General features: G+C 71.5%; 15 protein-coding genes. 8 read left to right on the forward strand and 7 right to left on the reverse strand.

Annotated features, from left to right (window positions below; translation table 11 throughout):
- Positions 1-75: 75 nt before the first annotated feature.
- The 3 genes from ACFV6H_RS08175 to ACFV6H_RS08185 all read left to right on the forward strand — a co-directional run bounded on the left by ACFV6H_RS08175 (position 76) and on the right by ACFV6H_RS08185 (position 3240).
- Positions 76-1176, forward strand: coding sequence for a PLP-dependent cysteine synthase family protein (locus ACFV6H_RS08175; RefSeq protein ID WP_385539719.1), 1101 nt, complete (start codon positions 76-78; stop codon positions 1174-1176).
- Positions 1173-2447: an MFS transporter gene (locus tag ACFV6H_RS08180; protein ID WP_385539721.1), complete on the forward strand. Its 1275-nt coding sequence runs from the start codon at positions 1173-1175 to the stop codon at positions 2445-2447. The genes ACFV6H_RS08175 and ACFV6H_RS08180 overlap by 4 nt, the downstream gene beginning before the upstream one ends.
- A gap of 76 nt (positions 2448-2523) precedes the next feature.
- A complete protein-coding gene (locus tag ACFV6H_RS08185) occupies positions 2524-3240 on the forward strand; it encodes a sulfite exporter TauE/SafE family protein (RefSeq protein WP_385539723.1) in 717 nt (238 codons plus the stop codon).
- Between the two features lie 30 nt (positions 3241-3270).
- Here the strand turns inward: ACFV6H_RS08185 and ACFV6H_RS08190 are convergent, their stop codons facing one another.
- A complete protein-coding gene (locus ACFV6H_RS08190; protein WP_385539725.1) occupies positions 3271-7881 on the reverse strand; it encodes an HAD-IC family P-type ATPase in 4611 nt (1536 codons plus the stop codon).
- A gap of 217 nt (positions 7882-8098) precedes the next feature.
- On the opposite strand from ACFV6H_RS08190, the gene ACFV6H_RS08195 reads away from it, so the two are divergent.
- From ACFV6H_RS08195 to ACFV6H_RS08205, 3 genes are all read left to right on the forward strand, one after another.
- Entirely contained in the window at positions 8099-9073 is a 975-nt protein-coding gene (locus tag ACFV6H_RS08195; RefSeq protein WP_385539727.1) for a helix-turn-helix domain-containing protein, read from the forward strand.
- Positions 9074-9169: 96 nt separating this feature from the next.
- Positions 9170-10366: a molybdopterin-dependent oxidoreductase gene (locus ACFV6H_RS08200; protein ID WP_385539729.1), complete on the forward strand. Its 1197-nt coding sequence runs from the start codon at positions 9170-9172 to the stop codon at positions 10364-10366.
- Positions 10363-10800, forward strand: a complete 438-nt coding sequence (locus ACFV6H_RS08205; RefSeq protein WP_385539731.1) for a hypothetical protein — start codon at positions 10363-10365, stop codon at positions 10798-10800. The genes ACFV6H_RS08200 and ACFV6H_RS08205 overlap by 4 nt, the downstream gene beginning before the upstream one ends.
- Here ACFV6H_RS08205 and ACFV6H_RS08210 read toward each other — a convergent pair.
- The 4 genes from ACFV6H_RS08210 to ACFV6H_RS08225 all read right to left on the reverse strand — a co-directional run bounded on the left by ACFV6H_RS08210 (position 10792) and on the right by ACFV6H_RS08225 (position 14450).
- Positions 10792-12177 carry a glycosyltransferase 87 family protein gene (locus tag ACFV6H_RS08210; protein WP_385539733.1) on the reverse strand — a complete coding sequence of 462 codons (1386 nt, stop codon included), beginning with the start codon at positions 12175-12177 and terminating at the stop codon, positions 10792-10794. The genes ACFV6H_RS08205 and ACFV6H_RS08210 overlap by 9 nt on opposite strands.
- Positions 12178-12247: 70 nt before the next feature.
- Positions 12248-13045: a class I SAM-dependent methyltransferase gene (locus tag ACFV6H_RS08215; protein WP_385539735.1), complete on the reverse strand. Its 798-nt coding sequence runs from the start codon at positions 13043-13045 to the stop codon at positions 12248-12250.
- Positions 13042-13722 carry a DUF2064 domain-containing protein gene (locus ACFV6H_RS08220; protein ID WP_385539737.1) on the reverse strand — a complete coding sequence of 227 codons (681 nt, stop codon included), beginning with the start codon at positions 13720-13722 and terminating at the stop codon, positions 13042-13044. Before ACFV6H_RS08220 ends, ACFV6H_RS08215 begins: the two co-directional genes overlap by 4 nt.
- Entirely contained in the window at positions 13719-14450 is a 732-nt protein-coding gene (locus ACFV6H_RS08225; RefSeq protein WP_385539739.1) for a glycosyltransferase family 2 protein, read from the reverse strand. Before ACFV6H_RS08225 ends, ACFV6H_RS08220 begins: the two co-directional genes overlap by 4 nt.
- Before the next feature lie 115 nt (positions 14451-14565).
- Between ACFV6H_RS08225 and ACFV6H_RS08230 the strand changes: the two genes are divergently transcribed.
- Both ACFV6H_RS08230 and ACFV6H_RS08235 read left to right on the forward strand, forming a co-directional pair.
- On the forward strand, positions 14566-15321 hold the full coding sequence (locus ACFV6H_RS08230) for a response regulator transcription factor (RefSeq protein WP_385539741.1): 756 nt from the start codon (positions 14566-14568) through the stop codon (positions 15319-15321).
- Positions 15318-16436, forward strand: a complete 1119-nt coding sequence (locus tag ACFV6H_RS08235) for a sensor histidine kinase (RefSeq protein WP_385539743.1) — start codon at positions 15318-15320, stop codon at positions 16434-16436. Before ACFV6H_RS08230 ends, ACFV6H_RS08235 begins: the two co-directional genes overlap by 4 nt.
- Positions 16437-16537: 101 nt before the next feature.
- On the opposite strand, the gene ACFV6H_RS08240 is transcribed toward ACFV6H_RS08235, so the two are convergent.
- A complete protein-coding gene (locus tag ACFV6H_RS08240) occupies positions 16538-17605 on the reverse strand; it encodes an NAD-dependent epimerase/dehydratase family protein (RefSeq protein ID WP_385539745.1) in 1068 nt (355 codons plus the stop codon).
- A gap of 147 nt (positions 17606-17752) precedes the next feature.
- Positions 17753-18910 (reverse strand): lactonase family protein, encoded by a 1158-nt coding sequence (locus tag ACFV6H_RS08245; protein ID WP_385539747.1) that lies wholly within the window; start codon positions 18908-18910, stop codon positions 17753-17755.
- Between the last annotated feature and the right edge of the window lie 293 nt (positions 18911-19203).

Consider the following 19203-nt stretch of genomic DNA (forward strand, 5'->3'; position numbering starts at 1 on the left):
CCACGGTGCGTTCCTCCGTCAGCAGGTGCGTTGCCGCGGTGTGCCCTGGGCCGTACGAAGGACACCAACCGCACGATGACTGAACTACCTCTGCCCGTACGGCCGTTCTCCTCACCTCGCAGTGTGCTGGGCGCTGTCGGCAATACGCCCGTGCTGTGGGTGGACGAACCGTTCGCCACCGCGCCCGACGGATTCTGGGCGAAACTCGAAGGCTTCAATCCCGGCGGTATCAAGGACCGCGCTGCCCTGTACATGGTCGCCCGGGCCCGCGAGCGCGGAGATCTGCGTCCCGCTGCCCCGATCGTGGAGTCGACCTCCGGCACTCTCGGCCTCGGCCTTGCCCTGGCCGGTGTGCTGTACGGGCATCCCGTACATCTGGTCACCGATCCGGGCATGGAACCGATCGTGGAACGGATGCTCACCGCCCACGGAGCCACGCTGTACACCGTCGACCGGCCGCATCCCGAAGGCGGCTGGCAGGAGGCGCGCCGTCAAAAGGTCGCCGAACTGATGGCCGCGTACCCGGGCGCGTGGTGCCCGGATCAGTACCACAATCCCGACAACGTGGCCGCGTACGCCGGACTCGCCGGCGAACTCGCCGACCAGTTGCAACGTATCGACGTACTGGTGTGTGCGGTCGGCACCGGCGGCCACTCCGCCGGTATCGCCCGCGCCCTGCGCACACGCATGCCCGCGATGCGGCTCATCGGAGTCGACACCGTCGGATCCACTATCTTCGGCCAGCCCGCCCGGGCCCGGCTGATGCGCGGGCTGGGCTCCTCCATCTATCCACGCAACGTCGACTACCGCGCCTTCAGCGAAGTCCACTGGGTCGCGCCCGCCGAGGCCGTCTGGTCCGCACGACGCCTGGCCGCCCGGCAGTTCGCCACCGGCGGCTGGAGCGTGGGCGCGGTCGCGCTGGTCGCCGGCTGGCTGGCCCGTACAGAACCCGAAGGGACCCGGATCGCCGCCGTCTTCCCCGACGGACCGCACCGCTACTTCGACACCGTCTTCAACGACGACTACTGCCGGGCCAACGGCCTTCTGCTCGTGGAAGAACCCACCGGCCCGGAGACAATCTCCCGGCCCGACGAGGCCGAGGTGTCCAGTTGGACGCGCTGCACCACGGTCACCGATCCACTGTCCGCCACGGCAGTGGAAGAGGTTCAGCTGTGAACTCCCTCTGGAGGCAGGCCCGCTCTTTCGACGGAACGGTTCAGCTGCTGCTGGTGAACCAGCTCACCATCAACCTCGGCTTCTACATGCTGATGCCCTATCTGGCCGCCCACCTGTCGGGCACGCTGGCTCTGAGCACCTGGGCCGTCGGCCTGATCCTGGGCATGCGCAACCTCTCCCAGCAGGGCATGTTCCTCATCGGCGGAATGCTCGCCGACCGGCTCGGCTACCGGCCGCTGATCATCGCGGGATGCGCGCTGCGTACGGCCGGTTTCGCCGCGCTCGCCGTCGCCGACACTCTGCCGGGCCTGCTGGCGGCCTCGGCCGCCACCGGTCTGGCCGGCGCCCTGTTCAATCCCGCCGTCCGCGCCTACCTCGCCGCAGAGGCGGGTGAACGTCGTGTCGAGGCGTTCGCGCTCTTCAATGTCTTCTACCAGGCCGGAGTTCTGCTCGGTCCGCTGATCGGACTGGCGCTGACCGCCGTGGCCTTCCCGGTCACCTGCGTGGTGGCAGCGGTGCTCTTCGCGGCGCTGACTCTGCTGCAACTACGGCGACTGCCCGCACGGGAAAGGACCGCGGACAGAGAAGAGACGACATGGCGGGAGCAGGCGGGCACAGTGCTGCGCAACCGGCCCTTCTGGCTGTTCGCCGCCGCCATGACCGGCTCGTACGTCCTGTCCTTCCAGATCTACCTCGCACTGCCACTGGAGACGAAACGCCTGGTCGGCGACGGTACGTACGGCACGGCGGCGACCAGCGTGCTGTTCGTCGTCTCCGGTCTGGTCGCGCTCGCCGGGCAGATGCGCATCACCGCCTGGTGCAAACGCACCTGGACACCGCATCGCTGTCTCGTCGCCGGACTCACACTCATGGCGGTGGCTTTTCTGCCTCCGGCTCTCACCGCAAGTGCCCTTCCGCCACACGGTAGTTGGGGAGCCGTGCTGGCCATGGCACCGCTGGTGGTGTGCGCCGGTCTGCTCGCGGCGGCAACCGCCGTGCTCTATCCGTTCGAGATGGACACCATCGTCGCCCTCTCCGGCGGCCGGTGGGTCGCCACCCACTACGGCCTCTACAACACCGTCTGCGGAATCGGTATCACCGTCGGGAATCTGGCCACCGGCGCGCTCCTCGATCTCGGCCGCCACACCGATTTCGCCGCGCTGCCGTGGGTGGTCCTCGCTCTGGTCGGGGCGGGATGCGCGACCGCGGTCGCCGCCCTGGCCCGCAGCGGCAATCTCACCGTGACCACTCCCGCCACGGTAGGAGCGTAAATGAGAGGGTGCTGGTGCGCGACAGCCCGTCGCGCACCAGCACCACCTGGGCATCGTGAAAGGAGAAAAACCGGCCATGCTGACGATGTTCTTGGTGGTCATAGCCGCCTACGCCACCGCCGTGCTCTCCGCGGTGGCCGGGTTCGGCGGCGGTGTGCTGCTGCTGCCGGTATTCGTGAAGGTCTTCGGAGCCCGGGACGCGATCGCCGTGCTCACCGTCGCCCAACTCGCCAGCAACGGCAGCCGCGTGTGGTTCAACCGACGCGAGATCGACCGCCACCTCGTCGGCATCTTCGCGTACGGAGCCGTACCCGCCGCCGCAGCCGGAGCATGGCTGTTCGCCACCGCGCCGCTGCCCGCACTCACCCGCCTGATCGGTGTCTTCCTCCTCGTCATGGTGGCCTGGCGCCGGTGGCGGCCACGGGCGGCGAGCCTGAACGACGCGGCGTTCGCCGCCGTCGGAGCGGCCTCCGGCTTCGGCTCGGCACTGGTCGGCTCCGTCGGCCCCATGGTCGCGCCGTTCTTTCTTGCCCGCGGCCTGGTCCGCGGCGCCTACATCGGCACCGAAGCCGCCTCCGCCGTCGTGATGCACCTCGTCAAACTCGCCGTCTTCGGCGCCGCCGCCGTCCTGACCACCGGCAACACCCTGACCGGACTGGCCCTCGCACCCGCCTCCACCGCCGGAGCCTGGACCGGCAAGAAGATCGTCGACCGACTCCCCGTACCCGTCTTCATCACCCTCGTCGAAGCCGGCCTGGTCATCTCCGGCCTCCTCCTGATCGTCGGCGGATAGCCTCGGCACCGACCACGGCGTACCTCGAACTCATTCCGCCGGTTGCGGGATCTCCATGAGGTGGACGGCGCGGAGGAACTGTTCCAACGGAGCCAGCGCGGCTTCGAACGGTCTGGGCGATGCCGGGGCCGCCGCGCCCTGTGGTTCCTTCCCGGCCGTTGAGGACAACCAGCCGGTGTTCGCCAGGAGTTGGGCCAGCGGAGGCAGAGTCGTATGCAGAAGTGTGGCCGTGGTGATCGACGCGAGGGTGATGCTCCAGGCGATCGGGCCGAGCGGTGTGCAGCCGAAGAAGTGGCTGATGCCCGGAGTCTGGATGATGCCCACCAGTACGGCCGCCGAGCCGAGCGCCGCGGTGAGTACGTTACGGTCCACACCGCTGGTGAGGGTCTGCGCGAGCTGGGTGCCCACGACGGAGGCGAGCCCGATCGTACCGGCCCGGCGTCTGGTGCCGGTGAGACGGGCGACGCCCCAGGCGAGGCCCGCGCCCAGGGTGGTGGTGATTCCGCGCAGCATCATCTCCTGGGTGAGCGCGGTGCCCAGGGACCGCTGAGGGCCCTCCTGGAGCAACTGCTCCCCGGTGTCCTCGCCGGGCCGGCGTACGGCGATGGCGAGCGCGGGAGCGAGATCGGTCAGCAGGTTGACGAGCATGATCTGGCGGGCGCTCAGCGGCGCGGCGCCGGTGAGCGCCGAGGCCAGCACGCTGAAGGCGACTTCGCCGAGGTTGCCGCCGATGAGGATGGCGAGCGCGGTTCTGACCGAGGTCCACATGGCACGCCCCTCGGTCAGAGCGGTGACGATGGTCTCCAGCCGGTCGTCGCCGATGACCAGGTCGGCCGCGGCGGTGGCAGCGGGAGTGCCGCGCTGGCCGAGTGCGATGCCGACATCGGCGAGCCGGATGGCGGGCGCGTCGTTGGCACCGTCACCGGTCATCGCCACGACCTTGCCGAGGCGTTGGTAGGCATGGACGATACGGACCTTGTGGTGCGGGCCGCACCGGGCGATGACGTCCACCGTCGGCAGCAGGGCGTCGAGTTGACCGTCATCGAGCTCGTCCAGCTCGGGCCCGGTGCAGACGGTCCGGTGCTCCGTACCGAGGACATGGGCCGCGATGGCGTCGGCGGTGGCGGGATGGTCGCCGGTGAGCATCACCGTCTGCACCCCGGCCTGGCGCAGCCGGGCGGTGGCCGGGGCCGCTCCGGTACGTACCTGGTCGGCCAGGATGACGAAGCCGAGGAAGACCAGCCCGTCCACGGCCTCGTCGGAGAGGTCCTCGTCCGGCGGCAGTGTTCGCTCGGCCACGGCGAGCACGCGACGGCCCGCGCTCGCCAACTCCTCGATGGTGGCTTCGAGTTCTTTGCGCACCGCGCCGTCGAGCGGGATCGGCCGACCGTCGGCGCGCAGGAAGTGGCAGCGCTCCAGAATGTTCTCCGGTGCGCCCTTGACGCTCAGCAGCAGGCCGTGCGGCGTACGCCCTGCTGTGGACGTACGCCCTGCCGTGGCGTGGTAGGCGCGGCACGGATCGAAGGGCAAGGTGTCGGTACGCCGCCAGCGTGGCGCGCCACGGTTGACGGACACCCGGGCCCTGCGGGCGCCCGCCGCCACCGCGCGGTCGGTCTGATGGGCCATGGGCTCGGCCTGCCGGGCGGCCGGAGTGGCGCGCAGCGCGGCGGCCAGGATCTCTTTGTGCGGTACGGGCAGCCGCTCGACGGGAAGCGACCGCCGGCCGTCGCTGACGGCGGAGAGCTGAAGATTGCCGTCGGTGAGGGTGCCGGTCTTGTCGAAGCACAGCACGTCGGCGCGGCCGAGGGCTTCGATCGTACGTGGGTTGCGCACCAGCGCGCCATGGTCGGCCAGGCGTCTGGCGGCGGCCAGTTGGGCCGCGTTGACCAGGAACGGCAGCCCTTCCGGGACGGAGGCGACAGCCAGGTTCACGGCCGAGGCCAGGCCGTCGGTCAGGCGCCGGCCGTGCAGCAGTCCGGCTCCGGCCACCGCGGCGGCGGAGGCGAACGCGACCGGCAGGCCGGCCTTGGTCAGCGAGGTCAGCCGTGCTTCGACGCCGGTCACCGGAGCGGCCTGGCGGGCGGTGGCGATGCTGCGCCCGACCTCGGTGGCCGCGCCGGTCGCCACGACGACCGCGGCGGCCCGGCCCGCGGAGACGGTGGTGCCCTCGTAGAGCATCGAGGTCCGCTCGGTGATCTGTGAGGCGAACGCGGGCGCCGGGTCCTTGGCGACGGGGAGGGACTCGCCGGTCAGCGAGGACTCGTCCACTTCGAGGCCCTCGGCCGTGAGCAGCCGGCAGTCGGCGGGAACCACGTCCTCCGGCCGCAGCACGATGACATCGCCGGGCACCAGGTCCTCGGCCGTGACCAGCCGCTCGGCGCCCGCCCGCCGCACCCGTGTGCCGATCGCGGAACGTGCGGTCAGCTCGGCCAGGGCGCGCTCGGTCCGTACCCGCTGGACGCCGCCGACCAGGGCCGAGGTCGCGGTGATCGCGGCCACGAGCGCCGCGTCCGTACGCGATCCCACCGCGGCGGCCAGCGCCGCACCGGCCGCGAGCACGGGCGTCAGCGGATTGGCCAGCTCATCGATGAACGCGGACGGAAGGCTGCTGTGCAGCGGCTCGTTCGCTCCCGACGAGCCCTTGGCCCGGGCCGCGGCCTCCGCCGAGGACAGTCCTTCGACGGTCGCGCCGAGCCTGTCCAGTACCAGCGCCGTGGGCATCAGATGCCAGGGGACGGTGGACACGGCCGGGGTGACCGGCCGGGACAGCAGTTGCCGGGCGCGCCAGACGCCCAGACCGAAGGCGATCGCACCGGCGGAGTTGCTCGCGGCCTGGCCACGGGCGCACGCCTGCGCGGGAGGCGCCTGCAAGGCCGCGACCGCGCCGACTCCGCTGCCGCCCGCAGCCAGCACGCCGCTGTCCCGGTCGACCTGACGGGCCGTGCCCACACCGGCCAGGATCAGCGCGGCCGACTCCAGGTCCGTACCGATCAGCAGGTCGGCGCCCCAGGCCGGCGGATCCTCCTCGCGGTACACGCCCAGCCCGCAGTCCGAGGCGCCCAGGGCCGGACGGTTGTCCGATACGAGGAGCACCACCGCGCCATCGGCCTGGAGTCCTCGTACGGACGCCACGAGACGGCCGCCCGCGGGCACGACCGCGTCGACAAAGCCCAGCGCCGGATCGGCCCGGTCACTGGCCAGTACCACACGGATTCCGGCACGGCGGGCGGCCGACGCCAGAGCCTGCGCGCCCGGCAGCGTCCGCGCGGCCACGCCCGCCACGGCCCGCAGCCGGTCTCCCTCGGCCAGGCCGAGTACGTACTCGCTGCCCTGCCGCTTCAGCCGCTCCGCGGCCTCCCGCCCGGTGCGCCCTGCCGGCTCCACCGCGTCCAGCTCGCCCAGCTCGTCCAGCGGGCCCAGCACCCAGCCGTCGTCGCGGTGCACCTGTCGCGGCGTCGTCGGATCGAACAGCGTGAAGAGGCGCTCGGAGATCTGCTCGGGCTCCGCATCGCCGAACAGCGCCAGATCGGTGAGTTCGTGCCCGCCGCTGTGCAGCGCCTCCTCGTCCAGCACCACGGTGTCGACCTGGCCGAGCCGGCGCAGCGCGCTCCGGTCCATGGCCACGACACCGCGCCGGGCCAGGAATCTGCCGAGGCTCGTCGCGAAGCCCTCCCGCCCGGCGCCCGGCGCCTTCGGTACGGAGGACAGCGCGACTGCCAGGGCACGTCGGGGACCGGCGTACGGCAGGGCCGCGGCGCCGGCCAGCACACTGAACGCCATGGTCCGCTCCGCGTAGCGGGCGGTGACGTCCTGACGCGTGGGGCCCGGCCGTTCGACCACGATCGGGTCGGCCGCCGCGTGACCGGGACCGCGCACCAGGCGCTCCTCCGCCCCAATCCACGCCTTGCGGTGCGCGTCGGCCTCCTGCCACTGCGCCACGCGCTGGACCACGTCCAGTACGAGCCCTTCACCGCGGGTGGCCACGCCCTGCGCGAGAGCGCTGAGCACGGGCAGCAGCGACTCGGCCTGTTCCTGACCGGTCAGCCCTTTCGTGGTCCACTTCCGCAGCCGCGGATGATGCTGTACGGCCGTGGCCAGCGCACCGACCTCGGCCGGCAACTGCGTCCACGGCGACAGGCTCGTCACGGCGGTGAGCAGCAGTCCCACGGCGTCGGCGGCCAGGGCCGGGAGCGACTGGCGCCGGTGCGGCGCCTCGGACGGGTGGTGCGGCTCGGGGCTCCATTCGTCGAACTCGTCCGGCTCGGCCGTCGGCGCGGCGGCGTGCTCCTCGGCGTGGGCGACGATCCGGATCAGCTCGTGCTCGGGCGGCGGCGGTGAGACCAGCGAAACGACCACCCGCTCGGACGGCGCGTTCACCCGCGCCCACAGCACGCCCGGATGCTCCTCAAGGGCGCGCTCGACAGACCGGGCGACCCAGGTCCCTCGTGGCCCGTGCACGCCTCGGACCTCGATATGGGAACGGTCCTCCCGTGACCACACGTCCCGCCGCTCCACACCCATCAGCGCACCGGCCGCGACCGCCGTACCGCGTACACAGGCGGCCACCGCGCCCGCCACACCACCGGCCACCACCGCCGGTGAGGGAAGCTCCGGCAGGCGCACCTCTGACAGCAACGACATCGGCACCAACCTCCCGGTTTGGAATCCGCTTCGATCCGAACCCGCCTTATCGTGACCCGGCCATCGCCCGCCCGCTCGCTGGGCGGGCCATACGGCTCAGGCGCGGGTCCGGCTCAGCTCAGGGCTCGGCCTCGGCTCCGGCTCGTATGCCCTTGGCCTCTGCGCATGGCGGAATCCTCCGTTGTTCTTGTGCCATGGCCGCAGCAGGATGACCTTCATGGGGAACCTGGGGGAGCTGTCGCCGTACGAAGCCCGGGACGCGGCTGGCTTTGTCGAGTCGATGCGGCAGCTCAAGGAGCGTTCGGGGCTGACGTATCGCCAATTGGAGGAGCGGGCCGCCCGAAGCGGTGATGTGCTGGCGCGCAGCACACTGGCCGACATCCTGCGACGTACGAGCCTGCCGCGACCCGATGTGCTGGCCGCGTTCGTCCGCGCCTGCGGAGACGGGCAGCGGGTCGGCGCCTGGCTGGACGCGAGGGACCGGATCGCTGCGGGGATCGCCTTGCCTGCCACCGCGCCGGACCCCGAGGCCGACGCTTCGGCCGAGGCAGGATCCCAACCTGAGGCTCAACCGCGGACCGAAGCGTCCACGGTCTCGCGGCCACGCCGGACCAAGGGCCGCACGGTCGCGCTCGCGGCCTCGCTCATGGTCCTGCCGCTCGCCCTGGTCGCCTGGGCGTTGCTCCCCGACGACTCCGCTGATCCGGACGCGCCGACTGCTCCTGCCACCGGTTCCCGGACTCCCGCCGACGGCTGGGTCACCATCCGTCCCGCCCGTACGCCCGACCTCTGCCTGACCGACGGACGCGACCGCGACGGCGCGTACGCCAGCGCCGTCGCCGTCCAACTCCCGTGCGCCCGGGCCACCGTGCCGCGCACCTATCTGGAACCGGTCGGCGAAGGCATGTACCGCATCCAGTGGCACCATCCTCAGGAGGGAAGAGGATGTCTGACGGTCATGAGCACCGGTCCGGTCAAGGGCATGCTGGAGCCCCGGAACGACTGCGCCCGGGCCACCCTGTTCCTTCTGCAACCCACCGCCGCCGACAGCACCGGGAGTTTCCTCCTCCGTCCCGCCAACAGCAGCCGCTGCACCGGCATCGCCGACGACGACACCGCCGAGGGAGCCGAGGCGACCGAAGAACGCTGCACCGGCGCGGCCGACCAGCGGTTCCTCATCCGGGCGGGCTGACCGCCCTCACCAGGGCCGGACCGGACGCCCGGACGTCAGGCTTCCGTAAGGCGGTCCGGCCTTCTCGGAGCGGTGGGAGTGCACTGGGATTGGCGCATGACCATTCCAGCCCGGCTCCCCCGCTTCCGGGGAACACTGCACGATCCGCGAACAGCCACGGTGGCGGGACGGCTTCTGGGCATCGCCGTTCTTCTCTGCTTCCTCACCGGGTTGATCTCCCACTACCTCCAGGAACCGCCGGCACTGTTCTCCGGGCATCTGCCGACACGCCCGGTCTCCGGGTACCGCGTCACCCAGGGCCTCCACATCGTCAGCGGTATCGCGGCCGTTCCGCTGCTGCTGGTCAAGCTCTGGACGGTCTACCCACAACTCTTCCAGTGGCCGCCGGTGCGCTCCGTGGCACACGCCCTGGAGCGGCTCTCCATCGCCGTTCTGGTGGCGGGCACACTGCTGGAGTTGTTCATCGGGCTGCTCAACACCGTGCAGTGGTATCCGTGGCCGTTCGGTTTCCGCCAGGTCCACTGGGCCCTGGCATGGGTGATCACCGGCTCGCTGCTGATCCATCTCGGTGTCAAAGCGCCCACGATCGCCCAGTACTGGCGGCGCCGCGCCCGGCCGCTGCCCGTTCCCGGCGGTGCGGCCGGTGCGGCCGGTGCGGACGATACGAACCGTACGGCTCCCGACGGTTCCGACGTCGACGCCGACGCGGACCGGCGGGCGTTGGTGTGGGGACTGGCCGCGGCGGTGGGCGCCGTAACACTCGTCACCGCCGGTCAGAGTGTGACACCGCTGAAGGATCTGGCGCTGCTCTCGCCTCGCGATCCCGATGCGGGGCCTCAGGGCCTGCCGGTCAACCGCACCGCTCACGCTGCCGGGATCAGCCGTGCCGCAGTGCGGAACTGGAGGCTGTACGTGGGCGGTCCCCGGCCTTATGAGCTGACACTCCGTCAATTGTGCGCGATGCCACAGCACTCCGTGGAACTGCCCATCGCGTGTGTGGAGGGCTGGTCGAAATCGGCGCACTGGGAGGGCGTGCGCATCAGGGATCTGCTGGCCCGTGCCGGTGTCGAGGACGGAGCGCGGCTGCGCATCGTGTCTCTGGAGACCCGGGGAGGATATGGCGTCACAGAGATGGACAGCGCCTACACCCGCGACGGTCTGACACTCCTCGCCCTGCGCCTCAACGGCCAGGTCCTCTCCCCCGACCACGGATATCCGGCACGTGTCATCGCGCCCGACCGGCCGGGTGTGCTGCAGACCAAGTGGGTCACGCGGCTGGAGGTACTGGCATGAAGTTGCTCCTGGTCCGTATCGTGCTCTGCTCCGTCGGCCTCGCGGTGATCACCTTCGGCGTCCACGAGTTCTACGACCGGGCCCGGCCGGACCTCGGTGACATTCTCGGCGTGGTCCTGTGGCTCGCGGGCGGTGTGGTCCTCCACGACGGCCTCCTCGTCCCCGCCGTGCTGGCGGTGGGACTGGTCATCCACCGCTCGCCACTGCGTCCGGTGCTGCGGGGCGGTCTGCTGACCGTCGGCTCTCTGACTCTGATCGCCCTGCCTGCGCTGCTGAGGCCCGGACCGCGTGCCAATCCCACGGTCCTTCCCTCCAACTACCCGCTCAACTGGGCCATAGCGGTCTGCGTCGCCCTCCTGGGCACGGCATGCGTCGCGTACGCCACCCGGCGCGGGCGCCGGCACCGGCGCGAGCGCGGGCAACGGTCAGGCTGACACCGTCTTGCGCACCGGCTCGCTTTCGGGGCTCCGGCCCGCCGCCGCCCGCCGCCGTCGTACGGCCCATCCGGCCAGGACCGCGACGGCGGCGAGTGCGTAGGCGACCGTGCCCGTACCGCCGCCGAGCGCCCGGCCGGTGACATAGGTGGCCGCGCCCGCGAGGGCGATGCCGAGCCATTCCCAGCGGCCGTCGAGGGCGACGAGCGCGATCAGCAGCAGTGCGTACCAGGAGTAGCCGGGAGTCATGACCAGGAACGCGGTCCCGGTCACCAACAGGGCCCCGCTCCAAGGGCGTTCGGGCTCGCCCAGGCGCAGTACATACCCGGCCACCGCGAGCACGACCGCCACGGCGAGCGGCAGCGCCCAGGCGTCGGGCACCAGCAGACGCAGCAGGGCATAGCGGTTCCGGGCCGAGGCGTCCTCGTACCCTTCCTCCTCGGCGTAGCCGCCGAGATAGCCGAGGACGGACGCGTGGGAGCCGATGAGGTACGGCAGATAGACCAGTCCCACGGCCGCGCCGGCGGACAGCACCACGGCGATCGCGTCACGGACCCGCCGTACGCCGGACAGGGCGCCCGGCAGAAGGACAACGGGCAGCATCTTGGCGGCGATCGCGAGGCCGAGCAGCGCGCCGCCCGTCGTCCGGCGCCGGACGACCACTCCGAGTGCGACGACGGACAACAGGACGGCGAGCACATCGACATGCGCGTTGTTCACCACCTCGACGGGCACCGCCGGGCACCAGGCCCAGTACGCCGCGTTCCGCGGATCGCCGCGCCGCCGCAGGATCATCAGGAGGGCGCCGGCCGTCATCACGGACAGCAGCGCCGCGCCGGTCTGGAGGCCCTTGTGGCGGACGTCCCGCGGCGAGAGCTCATGGACCAGCAGGAAGTATCCCTCCGCCACGGGCGGGTAAATGGTGGGCACCTGGGGACGGTTGATCCTGGTGCAGGTCCCCGCAGCGACCGGCGCCCTGCCCGGACCGGTACAGGCGGCGCCGTGCGGGAAGAGCCAGTCGTCGCGCAGGCGTGTGAGTGCGGGATCCGCCGGAGTGTGGTCGTACGGAGAGATCCCGGCGGCCTGCACCCGGCCGTCCCAGGCGTAGCGGAAGGAGTCGGTACTCGTACGGGGAGCCGCGACCAGTCCGGTGGCGGCGACCACGACCGCGCCCGCCAGCACGAGCGGAACCACCTGCCGGGCGGGCACCTTGCGCAGGGCCCAGGCCGCCGCGGCGAACAGTGTCCACGAGGCCGCGTACCACCAGGACAGCCCGGCCGGATCCGCGTAATAGCCGTCCTTCCGTATGGTCAGCGCGAGTGTGATGGCCAGGGCCGTCAGCAGCAGAGCCGTGACGGCGGTACGGAGGCTGTTCATGGCGACAGCGTGGCAGCGGGAGTGGACGAAACCGGCCTCACACGGGCCGGCGTCCGTATTTCGTAAGGTGTCAGGTCCGCTGTCTGTCAGGTCCGCCTCGTGGCGTCCGGACTCGGGCCCGGTCCTGATCCCGGTCCTGAGCCCGGGCCAGGCCCGCGATGCCGTGGCGAGTGAACTCCGGGCGCCTCGCGAGTTCCACGAAGACGCGTCCCGCCACCGGCCATTGATGCCGTCGGACCCAGCCGGCCGCCGCCGCGTATCCGCTCAGGGCACGGGCGCCGACCCGCGCCCAGGCGAAGGGCGTGCCCAGCCCGCCACGGCCGTTGTCGAGCCGCACCTCGCACCGCTCGTCCACGTCCAGCGCGAGGCATTCGACAATGACGGTCCCGTCCCGGCGGACGATCTTCCCCAGGCGCCCGAGCAAGGCCTCGGGATCTCCGCCGATGCCGATGTTGCCGTCGATGAGCAGTGTGGTGTCCCAGCGCCCTTCTCCGGGCAGTGGCTCGAACACCGACCGGCACAGCGCGAGCCCGCCCAGTTGTTCGGTACGAGCCACCGCCGCGGGACTGACATCGATACCGAGCGCCCGGTGTCCGCGCGCCGCGAGGGCGGTGACCAGCCGGCCGGGACCGCATCCGACGTCCAGGACCGAGCCCTCGCACCGAGCGAGCACACTCAGGTCCGCGGTGTCCGGGGCGGTGCACCAGCGCTCCACCTCAAGAGGCAGCAGCCAGCCGTCGTTCCTGCGCAGAAAGAGCGGGCCCTGTCCGCTGCGCAGGGCGTCGGAGTAAGGATCCTCGTGCCAGGCGGCAGGGTACGGAAGGGTGCTGCCGGGTGCCTCCGCCGTCCCTGGTCCTCGTGCCGTCATGCGCGGACCGGCCGGCCGCCGGGAGCGTCCTCGGCCGGAGCCCGCCGCGCGTGCAGTGTGGCCGCTGTCGCCGCGTACAGGGTGGCGAAACTGCCGGTGCCGGCTTCGGCGGCCACCAGCCGTGCGTCCTCGGCGGTGTCCACGTCCCGCAGCTTCGGCAGTTGTCCGACCCGCAGCCCGGCGGCGACGAGCCGCGCGTGCTGCACGGCTCCGGTCTCCGGCACCGACATCGGTATCCCGCGCAGCAGCGCCGGGTCCGGTTCCGCCAGTCCCAGCGCCCAGAAGCCTCCGTCGACGGCGGGCCCGAACCAGGCGTCGTGCTCCTGCCAGGCGTCCGGCGCGAGCGCCGGGGCCAGCAGACCGGCGGTGACCTGCGGAGTGTCCATGCCGATGAGCAGGGCCGGGCCGGTGCACGCGGCGAAGGCGGCGGCGAGCCGCTCGTCCAGGCCTCCGGCGCACTGCGGGACCACGTCGAAGCCCGGCACCAGCCATGGCCCGGGCCGCCCTTCCAGCACCAGCACCCGCCGCCCGGCCGGGATCCGCGCCACCGTGGTCAGTGTGTCGGCGAGCGCGGCCTCGGCCAGCGCGGCGGCTTCCTTCGGGCTGAAGGGCGGTGTGAGGCGGGTCTTGACACGGCCCGGCACCGGCTCCTTGGCGATGACGAGAACAGTGGTCACCGGCCGGCTCCTGTCATGGTCGCGTCCACACTGCCGGTTTCCGGTTCGGCGTCCACACTGCCGATGTCGGGCTCGGTGAGTACCCGGCGCATGTCGTGCACGGCCTGCCACGTTCCTCGCCAGGTGCCGGTGACCTTGGATTTTCCGGTGCGCGGCAGATACGGGACGTCGACCTCCCGTACCCGCCACCCTGCGTCAGCCGCGCGGACCACCATCTGGAGCGGATAGCCGCTGCGCCGGTCGGTCAGATCCAGACCGAGCAGTGCGTCGCGGTGTGCGGCCCGCATCGGTCCCAGGTCGTGCAGCCGCAGACCGGTGCGCCGGCGCAGCATCCGGGCCAGCGCGAGATTCCCGGCGCGGGCGTGCACCGGCCAGGCGCCTCGCCCTTGAGGTCTGCGCCGTCCGAGTACGAGGTCGGCTCCGCCGTCCGCGACCGTTCGTACGAAGCCGACCAGCAGCCCGGGATCGAGTGAGGCGTCGCAGTCGCAGAAACACACGATGTCGGCCTCGGCGGCCAGCAGCCCGGCGTGGCAGGCGGCGCCGAAGCCGCGGCGGGACTCGTGCACCACGGTGGCGCCGAGCTCGGCCGCGAGTTCGGCGGATCCGTCGGTGGATCCGTTGTCGACCACAACGGCCCGCCAGCCGACGGGAACACGGGCGAGCACCCAGGGCAGGGCCTCGGCCTCGTTCAGACAGGGAAGTACGACATCTACGGTCACGGTCCTCACCGTAGGAATTCCGCACGGACATAGCGGACATCGACTCCTTACGAAACGCGGACGTCGTCCTCCGCTCCCTCGCCGGCCGGGCACGGGAAGGCCGGCTGATGCGACGCTTGCCCTCATGAGCACGCAGATCCCGCCCGGCCCGAGCACCCGGATCCCGCCCGGCCGCATCCTGATCGTCGACGACGATCCGACGGTCGCCGAAGTCGTCACCGGATATCTGGAACGCGCCGGCTACACGGTGGAACACGCCGCCGACGGTCCGGCCGCACTCGACAGCGCCGCACGGCACAGACAGGACCTGATCGTCCTGGATCTGATGCTGCCGGGGCTGGACGGACTGGAGGTGTGCCGCAGGCTCCGCGCCATGGGCCCGGTGCCGGTGGTCATGCTCACCGCGCGCGGCGACGAGGAGGACCGGATCGCCGGACTGGAGCTCGGCGCGGACGACTACGTCACCAAGCCCTTCAGCCCGCGAGAGCTCGTCCTGCGCATCGAGTCCGTACTGCGCCGCAGCCGCGGCCGAGGTGTCCAGGCGGTCACCGGACCGGACGGCCCGTTGCACGGTGCCGGTCTCGCCCTGGACCCGCCCACCCACCGCGCGTCCAAGCACGGCCGCGAACTCGCCCTCACGCTAAGGGAGTTCGATCTCCTCGCGCACTTCCTGCGCCATCCCGGACGAGCGCACAGCCGGGAGGATCTGATGCGGGAGGTATGGGGCTGGGACTTCGGCGACCTGTCCACCGTCACCGTCCATGTCCGGCGGCTGCGCGCCAAGATCGAGGACGATCCCGCCCGGCCACGGCTCATCCAGACCGTATGGGGCGTCGGCTACCGCTTCGACATCCGGCCCGGGACGGCGGAGGCGCTGTGAAGGATCTGCTGCTGATCGCCGCCTTCGCGCTGGCCGGAGCGGCCTGCGCCGGAGTCCTCGGCGCCGTCGCCCTGCGTCTGGTGCGCCACCGCTCGGTCGCCGTCTCCCTCACCGTGGTGGCCGCCGTCACGGTCACCGCCATGCTGACCGGAACGCTCGCCGTCGCCCAGGCGATGTTCCTCTCCAGGCACGATCTCACCGTCGTCACACTCGTGGTGGCCATGGCCGCCACCGTCTCCCTGGCCACCGCCCTGCTGCTGGGCCGCTGGGTCGTGGCCCGCAGCCGCGATCTCGCGCTCGCCGCCCGCGACTTCGGCGACGACGGCAGCTTCGCCGCTCCGGCCGGCCCGGCCACCGCCGAACTCGCCGCGCTCTCCCGGCAGCTCGCCGCCACCAGCGCCAGACTGGCCGCCTCCCGCGAGAGGGAGCGGGCGCTGGAGACCTCGCGCCGCGAGCTGGTCGCCTGGATCTCCCACGATCTGCGCACACCGCTGGCCGGGCTACGTGCCATGTCGGAGGCGCTGGAGGACGGTGTGGCCGACGATCCGGCCCGCTACCACCGGCAGATCGGCACCGAGGTCGACCGGCTCAACTCCATGGTCGGCGATCTCTTCGAACTGTCCCGGATCCACGCCGGAGCCCTGACACTCAGCCCGAGCCGGCTCTCGGTCTACGACCTGGTGGGCGACGCACTCGCCGGAGTCCATCCGCTCGCCCGCGAACGCGGGGTACGGCTGATCGGCGACGGGGTCGAACCCGTACCGGTGGAGGTGGACGGCAAGGAAATGACACGGGTCCTCGCCAACCTCCTCGTCAACGCCATCCATCACACTCCTGCCGACGGCACGGTCGCCGTCGCCACCGAGCGCCACGCCGAGGCCGTGGTCCTGTCGGTGACGGACAGCTGCGGCGGCATACCGGACGAGGATCTGGCGCGGGTCTTCGACACCGGCTGGCGGGGCAGCGCCGCCCGGACTCCGCCGGCCGGCGCCGGACTCGGCCTCGCGATCGTCCGCGGCATCGTGGAGGCCCACGCCGGACGCACAGAGGTACGCAATGTGCACGGCGGCTGCCGCTTCGAGGTGACGCTGCCCTTGCCGGCCCGGGCGCTGTAGGTCGGGACATGCGGCGCCGACGTCCCGTGCCGCGGGCCACGGACCGCCGCCGTCGGGTCTGGACCGCCACGGTCGGGGGCGGGCCCGCTGCGGTGCCGGTGTCAGGACGGCTGCGGCGCCGCGGAAGCACGCTGTCGCGCCCGCGCGAACTCGGCCATCCCTTCGGCGAAGCCGACCTGTGGCCGCCAGCCCAGCTCCTCGCGCAGCCGGGCCGAGTCCGCGGTGATGTGCCGTACGTCGCCGAGCCGGAACTCGCCCGTCACCACCGGCCCGGGACCGCCGTGGGCCTCGGCCAGCGCCTCGGCCATCTCCAGAATCGTATGCGGCTCACCGCTGCCCGTGTTGTACACGGCCAACGATCCGGCGGCCCGCCCTCCGACCGCCTCCAGCGCCACGACATTGGCCGCCGCCACATCCCGTACATGCACGAAGTCGCGCCGCTGGGCACCGTCCTCGAAGACCCGTGGTGCCTCACCTCTCGCCAGCGCCGACCGGAAGAACGACGCCACTCCGGCGTACGGTGTGTCCCGCGGCATCCCCGGCCCGTACACGTTGTGATAGCGCAGCGACACCGCCCGGCCCGCCACGCTCCCCGCCCACGCGGCGGCCAGATGCTCCTGCGTCAGCTTCGTCGTCGCGTACACACTGCGCGGATCCACGGGCGCGTCCTCGCCGACCAGGCCGGGAACGAGTTCGGCGCCGCAGCGAGGGCAGCGCACCTCGAACCGTCCCGCCTCCAGATCGGCGGCCTCGCGGCGCCCGGGCCGCACGACCCCGTCCCGTGGACACACGTACCGGCCCTCCCCGTACACGACCATCGAACCGGCGAGTACCAGTCGCCGGACGCCGGCCTCCGCCATTCCCGCGAGCAGCACCGCCGTGCCCAGGTCGTTGCAGCCGACATACGCGGGCGCGTCCGCGAAGTCCTTGCCCAGCCCGACCATCGCCGCCTGATGGCACACCGCGTCGACGCCACGCAGGACCGCCCGTACGGTCTCCGGATCCCGGACGTCCCCGTGCACCAGTGCGGCGTCCGGCAGTACCGGGGACTCCGGATGCGCGGCGGGCAGCAACGCGTCCAGAACGACGGGCTCGTGCCCGCGCTCGTTCAGTGCCGTGACAATGTGCGCGCCGATGAAACCGGCGCCTCCCGTGACAAGTACTCGCATGTCGAGGACGGTACGGAACCCGGCGCGCACAAGGCTGATTCCACATCAGGACGTAAGAGTTCCGTCACACCGCCACCCGCCCGCAGGCGAGGCCGGATGTGTCGGTCGCGGAACTGGTCGCGACATCAGTCGCGGTACTACGCGGTACTAGAGAACGACGATGCCTTCGCCGCCGACCGCGTCGGGTACGGGAGTGGTGCCGATCTTGGTGAGGGAGCCGTCGTCGTTGACGCGGAAGCCGTCGACAGCGCCCACGCCTCCGGTCTGTACGTACAGGAAGTGGTTGTCCGGTGTGACGGCGCTGTCGACGGTGCCCGTACCGGTGGTGGTGTTGCCGAGCGGAGCGAGATGGGCACCACGGCTCTGCCGGAAGCCGGAGACGGTGTTGCTGCCGGCGTTGGAGACGTAGAAGCGGTTGCCGGCGCGGGTGACCCAGCAGCTGGCCTGCTGGCCGGTGAGGATGTCGTCGAGGAGTGTGACATCGCTGTCGTTCTCGATACGGAAGGTCAGGACGGCGTTGGGGCCCGCGTCCGCGACCACGAGACGGCCTCGCCGGTCGAAGGTCAGACCGAAGGGAGCCGAGCCGGCCTTGCTGCTGACGACGGGCCGGGCCGAGGGCGCGCCGGAGCGGTCGAGCGGGAAGACCTCGATGCTGTTGCCGCCCATCTTGGTGCTCACCACGAGCCGCGATCCGTCCGGGGTGAAGATGATCTGCCCCGGCGTGTGGAGGAACTCCGGTGCGGTGGAGGTGTTCAGACGCAGCTCGCGGTGCCATGCCGGAACGCGGTGGAGGCCCTTCTCGGTGAGCCGGTAGCCCTGGATGGATCCGCCCTTGCGTGCGTTGAGGACGTACACCCGGTCCTCGTGCACGGTGACGCTGACGGGGAACGTACCGCCGGAGGAGATGACCTGCCGGCGGTGGAGCCGGTCGCCGTCGACGGAGAACACGGTGACCGAGTTGCTGCCGGCGTTGACGGCGTACAGCAGATTGTGGCGACGGTCATGGGTGAGGGATCCCTGGGAGGCGAGATGGTCGACGACCGAGCCGCCGAGGATCCCGCCCTTGCCGCCTGTGGCGTAGATGGCTCGCTTGCGGAGGGAGCCGTCCGGAGCGCGGTGGTAGGCGACGACCTTGTTGCCGCTGGTGCTGTCGGTCTGGACGAAGACCCGGCCCTGGTGTTTCCCGGGATGCCGGTCCGAATCGGCGGACGCGGGAACCGCGAAGGCGGCCAGAGCCATGGACATGGCCACGGCTGCCGCAGCCGCGATTCTGGTGGTACGGACGAACGTGTTTGCGCGCTTCATCGTTCCCCTTCGGGCAGATGTGGGTTCGCGTGATGGGCGCCTGCCTCGGCGATCCGGCCAGAAGCAGGGTTCGTCGTATGATCATGCAAACCAACCCCGGAGCCGCGGACCGACCGGAACCGTTCCCTCGGTGGAGTGAGCGGCGTGGCACCGGACGGACGCAGACACGCACGTGACACGTAGACAACCCGCCGCGATCTAGGGCCTCTCGTTTGGATCTGGCTGGGCTCGCGTGCCCTGGCACCGCGCCTCGCCGCGTTGTCGTCAGTCGCCTACGCTCCGCGTGGGCTCCC

This window comes from Streptomyces sp. NPDC059743, assembly GCF_042732975.1.
Classification (GTDB): Bacteria; Actinomycetota; Actinomycetes; order Streptomycetales; family Streptomycetaceae; genus Streptomyces.